This window comes from Pseudoblastomonas aquimaris, from assembly GCF_035481675.1.
Taxonomy (GTDB): domain Bacteria; phylum Pseudomonadota; class Alphaproteobacteria; order Sphingomonadales; family Sphingomonadaceae; genus Alteriqipengyuania_B.
In genome coordinates, this window is record NZ_JAYJJW010000001.1 from 1,884,993 (window position 1) to 1,902,280 (window position 17,288).

19 protein-coding genes are annotated in these 17,288 nt (G+C 66.8%); 6 read left to right on the forward strand and 13 right to left on the reverse strand.

The window, feature by feature from the left end:
* The first annotated feature begins 146 nt into the window (after positions 1–146).
* Genes VCJ71_RS09405 through fabI form a run of 3 tightly spaced genes read left to right on the forward strand, consistent with a single transcriptional unit; the run spans position 147 to position 2,900 of the window.
* Positions 147–1,106, forward strand: coding sequence for a DnaJ C-terminal domain-containing protein (locus VCJ71_RS09405; RefSeq protein ID WP_324640705.1), 960 nt, complete (start codon positions 147–149; stop codon positions 1,104–1,106).
* Positions 1,106–2,077, forward strand: coding sequence for a YihY/virulence factor BrkB family protein (locus VCJ71_RS09410; protein ID WP_324640706.1), 972 nt, complete (start codon positions 1,106–1,108; stop codon positions 2,075–2,077). Before VCJ71_RS09405 ends, VCJ71_RS09410 begins: the two co-directional genes overlap by 1 nt.
* 19 nt (positions 2,078–2,096) lie before the next feature.
* A complete protein-coding gene (fabI, locus tag VCJ71_RS09415) occupies positions 2,097–2,900 on the forward strand; it encodes an enoyl-ACP reductase FabI (protein ID WP_324640707.1) in 804 nt (267 codons plus the stop codon).
* A gap of 10 nt (positions 2,901–2,910) precedes the next feature.
* On the opposite strand, the gene VCJ71_RS09420 is transcribed toward fabI, so the two are convergent.
* From VCJ71_RS09420 to VCJ71_RS09470, 11 genes are all read right to left on the reverse strand, one after another.
* Positions 2,911–3,285, reverse strand: a complete 375-nt coding sequence (locus VCJ71_RS09420) for a hypothetical protein (RefSeq protein ID WP_324640708.1) — start codon at positions 3,283–3,285, stop codon at positions 2,911–2,913.
* Positions 3,286–3,296: 11 nt separating this feature from the next.
* Positions 3,297–4,604 carry a UDP-N-acetyl-D-mannosamine dehydrogenase gene (gene wecC / locus VCJ71_RS09425; protein WP_324640709.1) on the reverse strand — a complete coding sequence of 436 codons (1,308 nt, stop codon included), beginning with the start codon at positions 4,602–4,604 and terminating at the stop codon, positions 3,297–3,299.
* A 70-nt stretch (positions 4,605–4,674) separates the two neighbouring features.
* Complete coding sequence (gene wecB, locus VCJ71_RS09430; protein WP_324640710.1) at positions 4,675–5,802, reverse strand: non-hydrolyzing UDP-N-acetylglucosamine 2-epimerase; 1,128 nt, start codon at positions 5,800–5,802, stop codon at positions 4,675–4,677.
* 89 nt (positions 5,803–5,891) lie between these two features.
* The gene (locus VCJ71_RS09435; RefSeq protein WP_324640711.1) at positions 5,892–6,536 is read right to left on the reverse strand and encodes a hypothetical protein; all 645 of its coding nucleotides are present in this window, start codon (positions 6,534–6,536) and stop codon (positions 5,892–5,894) included.
* 118 nt (positions 6,537–6,654) lie between these two features.
* Positions 6,655–7,185, reverse strand: coding sequence for a demethoxyubiquinone hydroxylase family protein (locus tag VCJ71_RS09440; protein ID WP_416379150.1), 531 nt, complete (start codon positions 7,183–7,185; stop codon positions 6,655–6,657).
* Positions 7,182–7,673, reverse strand: a complete 492-nt coding sequence (locus tag VCJ71_RS09445; RefSeq protein ID WP_324640922.1) for a disulfide bond formation protein B — start codon at positions 7,671–7,673, stop codon at positions 7,182–7,184. Before VCJ71_RS09445 ends, VCJ71_RS09440 begins: the two co-directional genes overlap by 4 nt.
* Positions 7,674–7,682: 9 nt before the next feature.
* Positions 7,683–9,044: a S41 family peptidase gene (locus tag VCJ71_RS09450; RefSeq protein WP_324640712.1), complete on the reverse strand. Its 1,362-nt coding sequence runs from the start codon at positions 9,042–9,044 to the stop codon at positions 7,683–7,685.
* A gap of 115 nt (positions 9,045–9,159) precedes the next feature.
* Positions 9,160–10,380: a murein hydrolase activator EnvC family protein gene (locus tag VCJ71_RS09455; protein ID WP_324640713.1), complete on the reverse strand. Its 1,221-nt coding sequence runs from the start codon at positions 10,378–10,380 to the stop codon at positions 9,160–9,162.
* Positions 10,381–10,384: 4 nt separating this feature from the next.
* Positions 10,385–10,807: a 23S rRNA (pseudouridine(1915)-N(3))-methyltransferase RlmH gene (locus tag VCJ71_RS09460; protein ID WP_324640923.1), complete on the reverse strand. Its 423-nt coding sequence runs from the start codon at positions 10,805–10,807 to the stop codon at positions 10,385–10,387.
* A gap of 44 nt (positions 10,808–10,851) precedes the next feature.
* A complete protein-coding gene (gene rsfS, locus VCJ71_RS09465; RefSeq protein ID WP_324640714.1) occupies positions 10,852–11,238 on the reverse strand; it encodes a ribosome silencing factor in 387 nt (128 codons plus the stop codon).
* A 108-nt stretch (positions 11,239–11,346) separates the two neighbouring features.
* Positions 11,347–12,009 (reverse strand): nicotinate-nucleotide adenylyltransferase, encoded by a 663-nt coding sequence (locus VCJ71_RS09470; RefSeq protein ID WP_324640715.1) that lies wholly within the window; start codon positions 12,007–12,009, stop codon positions 11,347–11,349.
* Between the two features lie 348 nt (positions 12,010–12,357).
* Here VCJ71_RS09470 and VCJ71_RS09475 point away from each other — a divergent pair, with 348 nt between their 5' ends.
* Complete coding sequence (locus VCJ71_RS09475) at positions 12,358–13,434, forward strand: peptidoglycan DD-metalloendopeptidase family protein (protein WP_324640716.1); 1,077 nt, start codon at positions 12,358–12,360, stop codon at positions 13,432–13,434.
* Between the two features lie 4 nt (positions 13,435–13,438).
* Positions 13,439–13,837: a bactofilin family protein gene (locus VCJ71_RS09480; protein ID WP_324640717.1), complete on the forward strand. Its 399-nt coding sequence runs from the start codon at positions 13,439–13,441 to the stop codon at positions 13,835–13,837.
* A gap of 77 nt (positions 13,838–13,914) precedes the next feature.
* Here the strand turns inward: VCJ71_RS09480 and VCJ71_RS09485 are convergent, their stop codons facing one another.
* Together VCJ71_RS09485 and VCJ71_RS09490 are read right to left on the reverse strand one after the other, a co-directional pair.
* Entirely contained in the window at positions 13,915–15,612 is a 1,698-nt protein-coding gene (locus VCJ71_RS09485; RefSeq protein ID WP_324640718.1) for a long-chain-fatty-acid--CoA ligase, read from the reverse strand.
* 90 nt (positions 15,613–15,702) lie between these two features.
* A complete protein-coding gene (locus tag VCJ71_RS09490) occupies positions 15,703–16,401 on the reverse strand; it encodes a DUF1013 domain-containing protein (protein ID WP_324640719.1) in 699 nt (232 codons plus the stop codon).
* Positions 16,402–16,577: 176 nt separating this feature from the next.
* Here VCJ71_RS09490 and VCJ71_RS09495 point away from each other — a divergent pair, with 176 nt between their 5' ends.
* Positions 16,578–17,282, forward strand: coding sequence for a hypothetical protein (locus VCJ71_RS09495; RefSeq protein WP_324640720.1), 705 nt, complete (start codon positions 16,578–16,580; stop codon positions 17,280–17,282).
* Positions 17,283–17,288 lie beyond the last annotated feature (6 nt).

Below are 17,288 nucleotides of genomic sequence, written 5' to 3' on the forward strand. Positions count from 1 at the left end.
AAACGGGATAACGCGTTGTCGCATGAGGATCATGGCACCCCCTTACCACCCCCTTCGCCTGAGGAAAGGCCGCAGCCACGAAGCGGCGCTCGCAAGAGGCCCAGCGCCACTTGCCGCGCGCGAGTGGCTTGCCTAACTAACACACCATGGCCGATCCCTACACCACACTGGGCGTATCCCGCTCCGCCAGCGAGCAGGACATCAAGTCCGCCTATCGCAAGCTGGCGAAGGAACTCCACCCCGACCGCAACACCGACAATCCAAAAGCGGCGGAGCGGTTCAGCGAAGTCACCAATGCGTATGACCTGTTGTCCGACGCGGACAAGCGCGCGCGCTTCGACCGGGGCGAGATCGACGCGAATGGCGATCCCGTGAACCCCTTCGCCGGCGGCGGGTATGGCGGCGGATTCGGCGGCGGCAGGCCGGGCGGTCCCGGTGGGCAGGGCGGTTTCCGGGCGCAGGATTTCGGCGCCGAAGGCGTGGACCTGGGCGATCTTTTCGAAGGGCTGTTCGGCGGCGGGAGTGGCGCCCGGGGCGCAAGCGGCGGCTTCGGCCGGCAGAGCGCCGGCACGCGGCGCCCCCCGCCGGTCGGCGCGAATGTGCAATACCGGCTGCGCGTGCCTTTCGTCGATGCGGCCGCGCGCAAGGACCAGCGCATCACCCTGTCGGGTGGCAAGACCATCGACCTCAAGCTTCCCGCCGGGGTCGAGGACGGCACGCAGATGCGCCTCAAGGGCAAGGGCGAGCAGGGGCCGGGCGGCGCCGGCGACGCGCTCGTCACCATCGGCATCGACGGCCACCGCTTTTTCCGCCGCGACGGCGACAACATCCGCATGGACCTGCCCATCACGCTCGATGAGGCGGTCAACGGGGCGAAGGTCCGCGTGCCCACCGTGGATGGCGCGGTGATGCTGACAATCAAGCCGGGCAGCAATGGCGGCACGGTGATGCGCCTGTCGGGAAAGGGCTTCTCGAAGAAATCGGGCGGGCGCGGCGACCAGCTCGTCACGCTGGAAATCCAGCTGCCCGATGAGGTCTCCGCCCTGAAGGACCGCCTCGGCGACTGGACCGACGGCCGCGACGTGCGCAAGGACCTTACCGCCTGATGGCGAGCGAGGCGATCCGCGAGGAGGAAGAGCCTCACGCCGGACCGCCGGTTCCCAACCATACTCCGGAAGGCCGCCGCCGGGCGGCGCTGATGCACCGGCTGGAGAAGCATCGCGGCCCGATCGAGCGCGGCTGGGACATATTCAAGCGCGTTATCGTCGGCACCTATAACGACGGTTTCATCCATGCAGGCAACCTTGCCTACATGGCCATGCTGGCGATCTTTCCCTTCTTCATCCTGGGCGCGGCGATCTTCACGCTGGTGGGCGAAGACGGCGACCGCGCGGCGGCGATCGACACGATCCTGTTCGCCCTGCCCCCGGTGGTCGCCAATGTGATCGAGCCGGTCGCGCGCAACGTGGTCGATGCCCGAAACGGCTGGCTGCTGTGGGCGGGCGGCTTCTTCGGCCTGTGGACGGTCGGCAGCCTGATCGAGACCATCCGAGACATCCTGCGCCGCGCCTATGGCACGGAGGCGACGCTGAGCTTCTGGCGCTACCGCCTCATTTCCAGCGGGGTGATCGTGGGCGCGGTGATCCTGCTGATGGTCTCCCTGCTGCTTCAAGTGATGATCGGCGCCATCAGCGAAGCCGTGGCGAGCACCAGCCCGTGGCTGACCGATGTGATATCGGGCCTCGCCCTTTCGCGCTTCGTGCCTGCGCTCGGCCTGTTCCTCTCGATCTACCTGTTGTTCTACTCGCTCACCCCGGCGCATTACCGCGTGCGCCGCTACCCCAAGTGGCCGGGCGCCCTCGTCGTTACGGCATGGTGGGTTTCGGTGACACTTGCCCTGCCCCCCGTGCTCGCCAACCTGTTCACCTACGACCTCACCTACGGCAGCCTCGCCGGGGCGATGATCGCCCTTTTCTTTTTCTGGCTGGTGGGCCTAGGGATGGTCGTGGGCGCACAATTGAACGCAGCGCTCGCCGAAACGCCCGAGGAAGAGGCGGAAGCGGCGATGGCGGCATGATCAGGAATACGGAGCGAATATGAGCGGTTTGATGGCTGGCAAGCGCGGCCTCATCATGGGGCTGGCGAACGACAAGTCGCTGGCATGGGGGATCGCCAAGGCGTGCCACGAGCACGGCGCGGAATTGGCCTTCTCGTTCCAGGGCGAGGCGCTGGAGAAGCGCGTTCGACCGCTTGCCGAGCAGGTCGGCAGCGACTTCCTAATCCCCTGCGACGTCTCCGACATGGATGCGATGGACCGCGCCTTTGCCGCCATCGAGCAGCGCTGGGGCAAGCTGGATTTCCTCGTCCACGCCATCGGCTTTTCCGACAAGTCGGAACTGCGCGGGAAGTATGTCGACACCAGCCTCGATAATTTCCTGATGACGATGAACATTTCCGCCTATTCCCTAGTCGCCGCCGCCAAGCGCGCCGCACCGCTGATGACCGATGGCGGCAGCATCGTGACGCTGACCTATTACGGCGCCGAAAAAGTCATCCCGCATTACAACGTGATGGGCGTGGCCAAGGCGGCGCTGGAAACCAGCGTGCAGTATCTTGCCAACGACCTCGGCCCGCAGAACATCCGCGTGAACGCGATCAGCGCCGGCCCGATCAAGACGCTCGCAGCCAGCGGAATCGGCGATTTCCGCTACATCCTGAAATGGAACGAGCTGAATTCGCCCATGCGCCGCAACGTCACGATCGACGATGTCGGCGGGTCGGGTCTGTATTTCGTCTCCGACCTCTCCAGCGGCGTGACCGGCGAAACGCACCATGTCGATGCCGGTTACCACGTGGTCGGCATGAAGCAGGAAGACGCGCCCGATATCGCGCTCGACTAGGCGCGCGCTTCTAAAGCAGCTTGCCTGTCAGCAGGTCGTAGAACAGCGCGATCCACAGACACGCAAAGACATAGAACACGCCCGTCTTGAACGGGGCGCGCGGCCGCGCCAGCTGCGGGTATCCGGCGGGCCATTGCAGCAGCACCTTGGCACCCAGCGGCGGGTCGGGCACGGCGGAATTGAAAGCGGCCCGCGTCTCGCGCCGGATGCTGCCGTCCTCGAAAGAGATCACGGCCATGAAGCCGCCGTCTTCCAGTACGTGGCTCGACACCGTGCCGAAGGCGCGCCGCGTGCCCTTCACCAGCCGCAGGAAATCCGGCCAGCCGACCCGCACGAGTACGTAGAGCCCGGCCGCGATGCCGAGGATGAAGATCGCATCCAGCATGGCGGCAAGGCTTAGCCTGCCGCGCGCCGCTCCTCAATCGCGGGAGTTTGCGCAGCCGGCTGGTCGGGCCAGATGCCGCGCGTATCGTACACCGCCTTGGCGCTGCGTTCCTCCAGCGGCACGGAGCGGAACAGGTCGTGGTCGACCAGGACCACCAGCACGTCACAGGTTTCGAGCGCGGTATCGATGTCGACCAGCTCCGCCCCGGTGTCGGTGAATTCGATCGGCAGTTTCTCGGCGTAGGGCTCGACCACCTTGACGCGCTCGCCGTAACGCCGCGCCAGCGTTGCGGCGACGAGGCGGGCGGGGCTTTCGCGGAAATCGTCGATATTCGCCTTGAAGGCGAGGCCGAGGCAGGCGATTTTCGCGTGCGGATGGGCATCGACCAGCGCGCTCGCCTGGCGGATCGCGTGGTGGATCTTGCCATCGTTCACACCTCGGGCGGTGCGGATCAGCGGCGTCTGCTCCGGCGCGCCGTGGACGATGAACCACGGATCCACCGCGATACAGTGGCCGCCCACGCCAGGCCCCGGCGACAGTATGTTCACACGCGGGTGCCGGTTGGCGAGGCGGATCACCTCCCACACATCCATGTCCATCGCGTCCGCCACCATCGACAATTCGTTGGCGAAGGCGATGTTCACGTCGCGGTAGGCGTTTTCGACCAGCTTGGTCATTTCCGCGCTGCGGGCATCGGTGGTGACGCAGGTGCCGCGCACGAAACGCTTGTAGAAGGACAGCGCCTTGCGCGCGCAGCGCGGCGTGATCCCGCCGATCGAGCGGTCGTTATGGGTCAGTTCTTCCAGGATCTTCCCCGGCAGCACGCGCTCCGGGCAATAGGCGATGGCGATGTCGGGCGTGCCATCGGCCAGGCCCGGCATCGCAAGGTCCGGCCGGGCTTGGGCCAGAATATCTCGGATCGTCTCGGTCGTGCCGATCGGGCTGGTCGATTCGAGGATGATCGTGTCGCCTTGCTGCAGCACCGAGGCGACCGCGCGGGCGGCGCTTTCGACATAGGACAGGTCGGGCGTGTGGTGGCCGTCCTTGGCAAAGGGCGTCGGCACCGCGATCACGAAGACGTCTGCGGGCACCACTTCGGTGGAGGCGCGCAGCTTGCCGTTCTTGACCACCGCCTGCACCAGCCCGTCGAGATCGACTTCCTCGATATGGATTTCGCCGCGATTGATCGTGTCGACCACGATCCGCGACACGTCCATGCCGGTCACATCCATCCCGCTGCGGGCGATGATCGCCGCGGTGGGCAGGCCGATGTAGCCGAGGCCGACGACGCAGACGGTGGGTGCGGTATCTCCACGCATTGCCAAAAACTCCCGTTTGTTCGGGAGGATCAATCGCAGAATGAGGTAAATTAAACGGTAAGGATGCGCCCTATTCCGCCAGCAGGTCGGCGATGCGCTGCGCGCTCTTGCCGTCGCCGAAGGGATTGTGCGCCCGCGCCATGTCCGCATAGGCTTCCGCATCATCAAGCAGGCGCGATGCTTCGGCCACGATCGTGTCGGCATCGGTGCCTACCAGCTTTGCCGTGCCTGCCGCCACGCCTTCGGGCCGTTCGGTCGTCTCGCGCATGACCAGCACCGGCTTGCCGAGTGCGGGCGCCTCTTCCTGCACCCCGCCGCTGTCGGTCAGCATGAGGTCGGCGATGTCGAGGAGGCGCGCGAAATGCGGGTAATCGAGCGGTTCGATCAGCGCCACATTGTCGAGGCCCGCCAGCGCATCGTTCATCACGCTGCGCACGTTGGGGTTGAGGTGGACGGGGAAGATCACGGCGACATCGTCTCTCGCGGCGAGGCGCTTCACGGCCTCGGCAATCGATGCCATGCCGCCACCGAAATTCTCCCGCCGGTGGCTGGTCATGCCGATGATGCGCTTGCCCGCGAAACGCCGTTCGAGATCCGCCAGGCCGGCGGCCAGCTGCGGCTCCTGCTCCACGCGGTCCACGATCCAGTGCAGCGCGTCGATCACCGTATTGCCCGTCACGTGGATGCTTTCCGGATCGACGTTCTCGCGCAGCAGCGCATCGCGCGACGTTTCGGTCGGGGCGCAATGCAGCGCGGCGAAGCTGCCGATGATCTTGCGGTTCACCTCTTCCGGCCAAGGATGATACAGGTCGCCGGAACGCAGGCCCGCCTCGACATGGCACACGGGAATCTTGCGGTAATAGGCTGCCAGCCCGCCGCACATGGCGGTCGCCGTATCCCCCTGCACCACCACCCAGTCCGGCTGTTCCGCGTCGAGCACGTCGCCGATACCGGTCAGCAGCCGCGCGGTCAGCGCATCGAGCGACTGGTCGGGCTGCATCACCGCAAGGTCGTGATGCGGGACGATGCGGGCGATATCCAGCACCTGGTCGAGCATGGCGCGATGCTGCCCGCTGACGCAGACGCGGCTGTCGAAGCGGTCGTCCGCGTCCAACGCATGGACGAGCGGGAACAGCTTGATGGCTTCGGGCCGCGTGCCGAAAACGGTGAGGATGCGCTTGGTGGTGGCCGGGGTCATGGCCCGGGCCATAGCGCGGATTGGTTAAGGGCGCATTTGCCCTGCGGTTTTGCCCGCCAATTGCCCTGCGACTTGCTTCAGCCGGCTGCCTAACCGATGAACTGCGTGCTCGCCGGGTCCACCGCGTTGCCGTCCGCGTCGACTTCGGCCGGGCCACCGTTTGCGTCCAGCTCGACCGGCTGCGACGGGTCGATCATGCCGGTATCGGGCGCTTCGTCGGGGAGGGGCTCGCCGCGCTCGGCAGCGAGGCGCGCTTCGTATTCGCGTTCGATCATCTCGACCCGCTCCTGTTCCTCGGCCGCTTCCGCATCGATCGTGGCGAGGCGCTTCTGCCGCTCTTCCTCGATCAGCTGACTGAACAGGACGCCGTCGGAATTGCGCTTCTCGGCATAGGCTTCCTCAATCATTTTCTGCGTGCAGCCGGTCCAGCCGCCTGCGCCGGTGGGGCTGCAGCTCATGATCCCGAATTCGCCGACCATCTGGAAGCTTTTCGCCCGTTCGCCCCAGGATTCGTTCTGCGGGCTGTCGCTGCGGCGCAGGTTGGCGGGGATGCGGTAGGGATCCTCGAGCACGCCGCAGACCGTGATGATCTCGTCGGTCGAAGCGGGGCATTCCTCCCCTTCCTGGATGTAGATCTGGTTGATCTTCACTTCACCGTCCTGCGCCGCGGCGGGCGCGGACAGGCCGACGGCGCCGATGGCGGCAGCGGAAAGGGCGAGCAGCGGGCGGATCATGGCGTAATCTCCGTGGCGAATGGGTCGCCGTTGCGTGAATAGGGCGCGATGCCCCGTGAACCTGTGCTGAAATAGCGCGCTGACCTGCACTGCGGTTCCGGATTGGTCAGGTTAAAGCTCAGATCCGCTCCGACAGGCGGATGGCGATCTTGCAGCCCAGCCGGATCGCGCCGGACAACAGTGGATAGGCCGGCGCGCTTTCCGCACCGTGCGCGATCGCGGCATCGCGATGCTCGCGCTCGTCCTCGCGGAATTCCTCGATCATGGCGGACAGTTCGGGATCGTCGCCCCGCTCCGCCAGCCGGTCGAGCTGGTCCGAATAATGCTTGTCGATTTCCGTTTCGACGGCGGCGGTACACGCCATCGCCGCTTCGGGACCGAGCAATGCGGTGCCGGCGCCGAGCGCGAAGCCGGCGACGTTCCAGAATGGCTGCAGGGCGGTGGGGCGCACCCCGCGGCGGGCCATCAGCGCATCGAATTTCGCCCGGTGGCCTTCCTCCTGCGCGGCCATCGCGCGGATTTCGGCCGATTGCGGCCCGCGGCTGCCCATCACGGCGAGCTGGCCTTCGTAAATACGCGTGGCGCCGAATTCGCCCGCCTGGTCGACACGGATCATCCGGTCGAGTTCCTCGTCACGTCCCATCGTCATGCAGCTTTCGCCTTTCCGCCCAGGAGCAGGGCAAAGATAGTCACTGCGCTAACGCACGAGATCAGGAAGTTGAACCCCGCGAGGCTGATCCCGGCCAGCGTCCACGCCGCTTGGTCGCAGCGGGTGGTGGGCGCGGCATTCAGGCTGTCGAGCGAGCCGGACAGGTCGGGCGTGAAGGTCGCGCAGCCGGTGATGCCTTCCCACCAGCCGTATTCGACCCCGGCATGGAACCCGCCAATCAGGCCCGAGGTAAGGATGCCGCCCGCCGCCATGGCGATCCAGAACCGGCGATAAGGCGCGAATGCCCCGACCAGCGCCAGCGCGATGGCGGCAAGGTGCGGCCAGCGCTGCCACCAGCACATTTCGCACGGGTAAAGGTCGAACACATGTTCGCCAATCAGCGCGCCGCCGAGCAGCAATGCGGGCACGCCGAGTGCCAGGCGACGCGCAAGTTTTTCCTGCGGCGTTTCCAACCCCGTCCGCCCCATGGTCACCGATCAGTTACCGCGGCGTGCGGTAGCGGTACCGGTGGTGCGGCGCAGGGTCTTGATCGCGTAGTCGAGCTGAAAATCGTCGATCCCGGCGGCTTCGAGTTCCTCGGCCGTCTGGGTGAACCGCGGATCCTGCGCGCGGTCGCGCTCGATCTCGCGCTCGTCGAGGTCGACTTCGTTTATCAGGCGCCCGCGCAGGTCGCTTTCGCGCAGCTGGAAGCGGGCGCGCTGGGCGGCGTCCGGATCGGACAGCTGCGGCACCTTGATGTCCGGTTCGATCCCGCCTTCCTGCACGCTGCGACCCGAAGGCGTGTAATAGCGCGCCGTGGTCAGCTTGAGCGCGGTGTCGCGCGTCAGCGGCAGCAGCGACTGGACGCTGCCCTTGCCGAAGCTGCGTTCGCCCATCACGACAGCGCGGCGCTGGTCCTGCAGCGCGCCGGCCACGATCTCGCTGGCGGACGCGGAGCCCGCATCGATCAGCACGATCATCGGGACGTCGGCCGCCACGTCGCCGCGGAAAGCGGTTTCGGCGCGGTAGACGGCGTTGTCCTGCCGGTTGCGCCCGCGCTGCGACACGATCTGGCCTTCGGTCAGGAACAGGTCGGACAGGGTCACCGCCTCGTCGAGCGAACCGCCCGGGTTGCGGCGCAGGTCGAGGACGAGGCCGCTCAGCTTGCTGCCGTTTTCCTTTTCCATCCGGCGTACGGCTTCGAAAACATCGGAGCCGACATCGCGGCTGAATTCGTTGACCGAAACCACGCCGATACCGCCCGCCATCAGTTCGTGGGTCACCGGCTCCAGTTCGATCAGCCCGCGGGTTACGGTTAGCTCGATCGGCTCGTCACGGCCGGCGCGCACGATCGTGATGTTCACCGGCGTGCCGGCAGGGCCGCGCATCTTGCCGACGGCGTAGTCGATATCCTCGCCGTAGATCAGCTCGCCTTCGACATGAGTGATGAAATCGCCCGCCTTGATGCCGGCGGCTTCGGCCGGACTGCCCTTGAAGGGCGACACGACCTTCACCGCGCCGTCTTCCATCTGGATGGAAATGCCGAGGCCCTGGTAATTGCCGTCGATCAGCTGGTTCATCCGTTCCATGGCCTGGCCGTCGATATAGCCGCTGTGCGGGTCGAGCGCGCCGAGCATGCCGTCGATCGCGCCGCGGACCAGGACCTCGTCCTCCACCGGCTCCACATAGGATGCCTTGATGCGCTGGTAGACCGCGAACATCTTGTTGAATTCGCTGCCTGCGCGGGCATCGACCTGGGCGATGCTCGCCGTAGTGGCGGGAACCAGCGCGACCGCGGTCACGAGAGCGGCGGTGCGGGCGACGGCGGCGATTTTACGCGCGGAGAAGGTCTTTGCCATAGGCGGCAGGATATAGCGCGGCCGAGCTTAATGCCAGCTTATCCGTTCCCTGCCATAGACGAAGCACCGAGACGGCCCGATGCGGGACACGAAAGGGGCAGGAGGGCGTGGGCGATTACCCGATCTGGGACAGCGGATTGACCGTCTCGCCACCTTTACGCAGTTCCAGCGTGACATTGCCTGCCCCGGTCCCGGCAAGGCCGAGCGGCGCGCCGGGCAACACCTCTTCCCCCGTCTCGACATAGAGCGTCAGTAGGCCGGTGACGAGGCTGGTGAACCCGCCCGCATGCTCGATGATGACGATCCGGTCGTAGCCGCGATAGGGGCCGGCGAAGGCGATCCGCCCTGGGCCGGGGGCGACCACTTGCGCTCGGTCGCGGGCGGAGAATGTCAGCCCGTCGCTGCGCACCCCGCCGCGGACCGCTCCGAAGCCGGTAGTGATCGGGCCGGACACGGGAAACTGGTAGCCGGGGACGCTTACGCTTGCGCTTTCCGGCGAGGGAGAGGCAGTGGCGGGCGCGGAAGCCTCCGCCAGTTCCGGCTGGCGCGGACGGAGGCGCGGGCCGGGAAGCGCGGCCAGTTCTTCGCGCAAGGAGCCTGCATCCTCCAGCCGGCCGACCAGCGCATCGAGGCTGCGGGTTTCTTCGGCCAGCGCCAGCGCGCGGTCCGATTCGCGCGCCGCAGCGCCCGTCTTGTCGCGCGAGGCAAGGCGCTGGCGGGTTTCCAGCGTGGCGAGTTCCTGCCGCCTTTCCTCAAGCTCGCTTTCGCCCGCCCGCATCACGCCGGCGGCCTGCCGTGCCTCGCGCTCCAGCGCGCGGCCGCGCTCGATTTCGGCGCGCAGGTCCGCCGTGCGGGCGGAGACTTCAGGGATGGTGGAAGCGAGCATCGCGCGCAGGTACACCGCTTCCTTCAGCGATCCGGGACGCAGAACGGACACCGCGACCGGGCGGCGGGCGAATTGTTGCAAGGCTCCGGTCAGGCGCACGACCGGCTGCTGCCGTTCCGCCAGTCGCCCGCGCAGGAGGGCGCGCTCGCGGCCCAGAAGGGCGAGCCGCGCTTCGGCGGCGGCGATGCGCGCTTCGCTTTGCTGGATCCGGGCCGCAAGCGCCGCGCTTTCGCGTGCGGTGCGGGCGGCGGCATCCCGCGCGCTCGCAGCCTCGGCCTCGAGCTTTTCCGCCCGCGCGGCGGCGGTGCGGCCCTGTTCGCGCGCGCGGGCGAGTGCTTCGCGCGCGTCGCCCGCGCTGGCGACGCCCGTGCCTTGCGCATCGGCGCGCAAGCTCCAACCGCCTGCGGCCAGCGCGGCGATAACGGCAAGGAACAGGACGGTGCGCCACATGGCGCTACCCTGCCCGATGATAGGGATGGCCTGCAAGGATCGAGGTGGCGCGGAAAAGCTGTTCCAGTAGCATCGCCCGCGCCAGCAGGTGCGGCCAGGTCGCGCTGCCGAAAGCGAGCAACAGGTCGGCTTCCGCCCGCTCGCCGTCGGAATGGCCATCCGCCGCGCCGAGCACGAAGCGCGCCTCGCGCACCCCGTCGTCGCGCCAGCGGCCGAGAATTTCGGCGAGCTTTTCGGAAGACAGGTCGCGTCCGCGCTCGTCGAGCAGGACGGTCCGGAACGGACTGGGCGGGTCGGCGACCTTGCCGCCCGTTTCCGGCAATTCGGTCAGTTTCAGGGGCCAGGCGATCCGCTTTGCATAGCGATCGACCAGTTCCGCTTCGGGAGAGCGGGCGATTTTGCCCCGCGCAACGACGTGCAACTGCATCACGGCGCGGCGCTCCCCCAGTTCATCGTAAAAGGCTCAGGAAATCAGGCGCGGCCCATCGTCGGGCCTTCTTCGCCGAAGCCCCACATGCGTTCCAGGTTGTAGAAGCTTCGCACTTCCGGGCGGAAGAGGTGGACGACCACGTCGCCCGCATCGATCAGCACCCAGTCGGCAGCCGGCAGGCCTTCGATCCGCGCCGGCCCGAAGCCGCCTTTCTTCACCCGCTCCGCCAGCTTCTGGGCCATCGAGGCGACCTGCCGCGTCGAGCGACCCGAAGCGATCACCATGTGATCGGCGATCGAGCTCTTGCCTTCGAGCGGGATAGAGACGACTTCCTGCGCCTGGTCCTCGTCCAGCGAATGGATGACGAGCTCGTGCAGCGATCCCGCCTCGGTCTCGATCGGGTCGGTTCCGGCCGCAGTATCAGTCATGGTGGCGGTGCCGGCGCCCTGGGCGCCGGTTTCGGTGGTATGCGCAATATTCATCGCGGAAATATAGGCCTTCGGTCGGGAATGTGGAGTCGCGAGCGATAGGGGCGCTCATTCCGCAACGCCTCCGATCGGATCGAATGTCAGTGCGTCGCGCGGGGTACTGCCTGCATATTGCCGATGCCAGTGCGGGTTCGAGCGGCGGATAGCCGTTGCCGAGCGAGTGTCCGGATCGAACCGCAGGTACACGAGGGCGGGCAGGCTCCCTTGGCAGGCTTCGCGCAAACCGGCGGCAGTCACGCGGTGGCGCCGCAGCCAGGCCATCGCGGGGCTCGCGAGGGCATCCCCGTCATAGCCGGGGCGGGCGATGACCGCAATCGGCATCGTCCGAGCGATCCCCCGCCAGTCGCGCCAGCGATGGAACTGGGCAAGGTTGTCGCTCCCCATCAGCCACACGAATTGCCGCTTGGGATAGCGCCGGACCAGCGTGCGCAGCGTGTCGACGGTGTACGGAGAACCGAGCTGCCGCTCGATCGCCGTGACCCTGATCGGCGCCCACCGCGCCTGGCGCTTCGCCGAGGCCACGCGCGCGTTGAGCGGCGCCATCCCGGCCTTCGGTTTCAGCGGGTTGCCGGGCGAAACGAGCCACCACGCCTCGTCGAGATCGAGGGCCGACATGGCGAATCGGGTGATTCGCCGATGACCGCCATGGGCCGGATTGAAGCTGCCGCCGAGCAAGCCGGTCCATTGGCCCGAGGCGCATTTCACAGGCATTTCCGATTGGGAATCAAGCGACTGGCTCCTCCGCAAGGCGGCTTTGGAAACGGCCTAGCAAAGCAGCCGGAAGATGGCGAATTCGGGGCAGAGAAAGTGAACCGGACGGCAACCATGTGAACGTTTCCAGCGGATGGTTCCCACAGAAAATGTCGGATTTGAACAATTCGTCGCGGAACCGCTTCGATTCGTCCGAAAGTAACCATGCCGGACCGACTCCACGCCCGAAACCATGCTACCGGCCCCGCCGACGGGACGTAATCACAACGTGGGGTTGCTTTGAAAAATTCAGCCAAGGGCGGCATCAAAGACCGCCTGCGGAGCTGGTTTCCGGATCGCGAGTTCTTCATGCGATCCGAGGGACAGGTCCGCTTCATCAAGATCAGTTCGAAGCTGCAGATGGTCGCCGCATCGGTTGCGGTGGTCGCCGCGAGCGGCTGGCTGGGCTCGATGGGCTACATGGCCATCGACCAGTACATGCAGCAGGCGAATAAGCAGCATTTGCTGGAGCGCGAGGCGGAAGTCGCCACCGCCAGCAGCCGCATCGAAGCCTATCGCGAAAACGTGGACGAGGTCGCCGAGACGCTGAAGCGTCGGCAGGATTTCCTCGAGGAAATGAGCCGTGCCCTGCCCGACGACGTGAAGTCGGAAGCCGACACGGTCAGCGATTCCAGCACCGAAGCCGCCGAACTGGTCGACAAGATCAGCGCTTCCATCCCGGAAGCCGCAGCGCTGGCGAAGATCGAGGCGCGCCAGATCGCGCTGGCGGAACGCATGACCCGCTTCGCCGACCAGCGCGCCCGCCGCGCCGAGGCTGCGATCCGCGAACTCGGCCTCAACCCGCGCGCCATGCTCGCCGACGCGCAGACCGCACAGGGTGGTCCGTTCATTTCCGCCGGCGACGTCGATCCGCGTTTCGAGCGCCTCGGCCTCAGCCTTGCCCGCATGCGCGCCCTGGAAGACGGGCTGCGCGCCATTCCGCAGGTATCGCCCACCAAGGGCCCGATGGTCTCCTCCAGCTACGGCTATCGCCGCGATCCGTTCACCGGCGCAGGCGCAATGCACAGCGGGCTCGATTTCAAGGGCCCCACGGGCTCGCCCATCTATGCCGCCGCCGCCGGTCGCGTTAGCTTCGTCGGCACCAAGTCGGGCTATGGCAAGGTGGTGGAAGTCGACCACGGCAACGGCCTGATGACCCGCTATGCCCATATGTCCGCTTTCGGCGCGCGCGTCGGCCAGGCGGTCGAGGCCGGGACCCGCATCGGCGCAATCGGCAGCACCGGCCGTTCGACCGGCCCGCACCTTCACTTCGAAGTGCGCATCAACAATCGCGCGGTCGACCCGCGCCCCTTCTTGGAGACCGCCCCCGATGTTCTCGAAAAAGTCCGACGGGCCGGCCGCGCCCGCACCGCAGCGGAGCGCTAGGACCATGGCGAGCGGCAATTCCACCTTCTCGGTGCTGGGCGCCGATGTCACCATCCGCGGCGATATCGACGCGTCGGTCGACCTGCATGTCGATGGCAAGGTCGAAGGCGACATCCGCTGCGCCTCTATCGTGCAGGGTGAAGGCAGCGAGATCGTCGGCGGCGTAGAGGCTGAAACGGCGCGCCTGTCCGGCACGGTGCGCGGTACGATCAAGGCGCGCGACCTCGCGATCCTGCGCTCGGCGCGGATCGAAGGCGATGTCCATTACGATTCGCTGACCATCGAACAGGGCGCTGTCGTGCAGGGCACCTTCGCGCAGGCCGGGTCCCAGCCGGTGGCAGCCAAGACCGCGCCGCAGGCAGACGGCAGCGACGAGAAGCCGCACATCACGCTGGCCGGCTGAAACGCCGCAGCACCAGTTTCACGAGTTGGAGAGGAACCCCGCCGCAACCCGGCGGGGTTTTTTCGTGGCTGGGCGGCCTAGCCCAGCACTTCGGCGCGCAGGGCCTTGCGGTCGAGCTTGCCGATCATGGTCTTGGGCAGGCTGGCACGGATCTCCACCAGCTTCAGCCGCTCGTGCTTGCCGACGCGGCCATTGGTCCACTCGCGCAGGCCCTCCGCGCTGATCTCCGCGTCGTCCCCGTGCTGCAGCGTGACATAGGCTGCCGGCACCTCGCCGAGATAATCGTCCGGAATGCCGAGCGCGAGCACCTCCTTCACCGCCTGGTGTTCGAGCAGCACGTCCTCGATATGGCTGGGGAAGACCTTGAACCCACCCACGGAGATCATGTCCTTGATCCGGTCGACGATCTGGAGATAGCCCTGCGCGTCGATCACCGCGACATCGCCGGTGCGCAGCCAAGTGTCGTTGCCGCGCCTGGCGAATGCGGTCTCGTCCGCATCGGGCCGGTTCCAGTATCCGCACATGACCTGCGGCCCGGCGATGACGAGTTCGCCCGGCTCGCCCACCGGCGCGTCCAGCTCCGCATTTTCCTTGTCGAGCAGTTTCACGCGGGTCGCCGGAAGCGGCTGGCCGATCGTGCCGCTGCGGTTCTCGCCTTCGTAGGGATTGGTCGAGACCACACCCGAGCTTTCGGTGAGGCCATAGCCTTCGACCAGCCGCGCACCGGTTGCCGCGCCGAACTTCTCCTGCACCGGCGCGGGCATCGGGGCGCCGCCCGAAATGCAGATGCGCAGCGAGGTGAAATCGGTCTTCGCGAATTGCGGATGGTCGAGCAGCGCCTGGTACATCGTCGGCACCCCGGGGAAGCTGGTCGCGCCGACCCGCTCCAGCGTCTTGAGCGCCTGTTTCGCATCGAAGCGCGGGAGCATGGCGATCATCCCGCCTTTCAGCACCGTGCGGTTGAGGACGCAGGTGTTGGCAAAGACGTGGAAGAACGGCAGCACGCCCAGGATCACATCGGGGTCTTCCGGATCGAACGGGTCGATCGCGTTCACCTGCCGCGCGTTGGCGGTGAGGTTCTGGTGGCTGAGCATCGCGCCCTTGGGCCGACCGGTGGTGCCGCCGGTATATTGCAGCAGCGCAAGGTCGGTTTGGGCATCCAGCGCCACAGGCTCAGCTTCCTGCGCGCCGAGAAAGTCTGCCCAATGGTGCACATCGGCGCGGTCGGGGATCGCGGTAAGCTGCTTGCGGCCGAGCAGCCGCAGCGCAAGGCTCTTCACGGTGGGCAGCGCATCGGCCAGCCGCCCGACGACGAGGCCCTTCAGCGACGACGCGTCCAGCACCTTGAGCGCCGTCGGCAGAACCGCGGCACTGTCGATGGTGACGAGCAGGGTGATGCCCGAATCCTCGACCTGGTCGGACAATTCCTCGACCGTGTAGAGGGGCGAGAAGTTCACCGCGATCGCCCCGGCGATCATCGTGCCGTAATAGGCGGCGATGTAGATCGGGACGTTGGGCAGGAACAGGCCGATGCGGTCGCCCTTGCCGATCCCGCGCTCCGCCAGGCCGGCGGCGAAGCGCCGCGCCTCGCGCGCGATGTCCGCATACGAAAAGCGCCGCCCCATGAAATCCGCCAGCGGCGCATCGCCGCGCCTTGCCGCGCTGCCGAGGAACATCTCCGGCATGGTGAGCGGCGGCAGGTCCAGGTCCCAGCTACCGGGATGCTGGTAATCGGATGCGGCAGGATGTTCGGGCGCGGCCTTATTGACAGTCATGTCAATTAAAGTTGCACGACGAAACGGCGGCGGCAAGCGCAAAGGCCTGCCGCCGCTCGATTTTCGCGAATTTCAATCGGAAAAGCGCCCTCAGGCTTCGCCGTCTTCGGCCTCGCGCTTGCGGGCCAGCCATGCTTCGGCCTCGGCTTCCTGCGCGGCTTCGGCGGCATCCTTCACCGCCTGCTCGCGTTCCGCCTTCAGTTCCTCGATCAGCGCGCTGCGCTCGTCGGCGGCCTTGCCGACATCTTCCTGCGCCGCTTCGAGGCCGGCCTTCTTCGCCGCCTTGGCGACCACGGCGTCGAGCTCGCGCTGCGAGCACAGGCCGAGCGTCACGGGATCCTTCGCCTGGATGTTCTGGATGTTCCAGTGCGAGCGATCGCGGATGGCACCGATGGTGTTGCGGGTGGTGCCGATCAGCTTGGAAATCTGCGCGTCGGAGACTTCGGGGTGGTTCTTGAGCAGCCACTGGATGCCGTCCGGCTTGTCCTGCCGCTTCGACACGGGCGTGTAGCGCGGGCCCTTGGTGCGGCTGACCGAAACCGGCGCGCGCTGCATCACCAGCGCGTGTTCGGGATCGTTCTGGCCCTTTTCGATCTCATCGTGCGTCAGTTCGCCCGAATGGACCGGGTCGCGGCCGGTGTACTTGCTGCTGGCCAGGTCGTCCGCCATCGCCTGCACTTCGAGGATATGCAGGCCGCAGAATTCGGCGATCTGTTCGAAGGTGAGGGCGGTGTTGTCGACCAGCCACTGGGCGGTCGCGTGCGGCATCAGCGGGGTTGCTTGGGACACGGGTGTCTTCTCCGGCGCAAAATAGAAGGGCCGCCCCTTTCGGAGCGGCCACGTTGGCCCTCCATGTAGGCGGATTTGGCCGCATCGGCAAGCGGGCCGTGGGCTAACCGCCGTTTAACCCTTCGCGCCTACCCTGCCCCGTCTGGATTCGGATGGCCGGTAAGAGGGGGCGGGCTATGAAAGGGGTTGCAGGATTGGCCTTGGCAGCGGCAGCGCTGTTGGCGGGGTGTGGCGACGGATCGAGCAGCGTGACGATCGAGCGTTCGGCCTCGGTCGTGAAGGAAACGCTCGCCCGCGTGGACGGGCGGATCAACCTCGAAGGCCTGCTGACTTCGCCTCCGGTGGTGAAAACCACGGACGGCAACACCGTGTCCTACCTCATCAAGGGTCGGAACGGGAACGCCGATTCGCATATCGTCCTGACGATCGAGGAAACCGGTCCGCAATCCGCCACCGTCGCCATGACGGTCGACATCGCCCCCATCCGGGCGGAGATCGAAGGGCAGGAAAAGGTCCTCAGCGAAAGCCTGGTTCGCAACGCGCTCCATTCGCAACTGCGCAGCATGGAGCGCGCGCTGGAAACCGGCCAGCCGCCGAGCAAGGCGAGCGACGGGCTCGACCGCGCCATCGCCCTGACCGCACTTGCCACCGATCCCGAGCAAATCCGCCGCGCTGTCGCGCTCGCGGAGAGTGGCGGCTTCGGCGACGGACCGGGCTGGAACGATGGCGGCCCATCGCGTTGGGACAACGGCGACGAAGCGATGTCGCGGCCGGAATTCCGCGAAGTCGAGGGCACCGAAGTGGAAGTGAGCGAACCGCGCGGCGAATTCGTCAGCGGCGATTCGGCAATGGGCACCTCGCCCGAGCCCAGCGACTGGTAAGCCGCC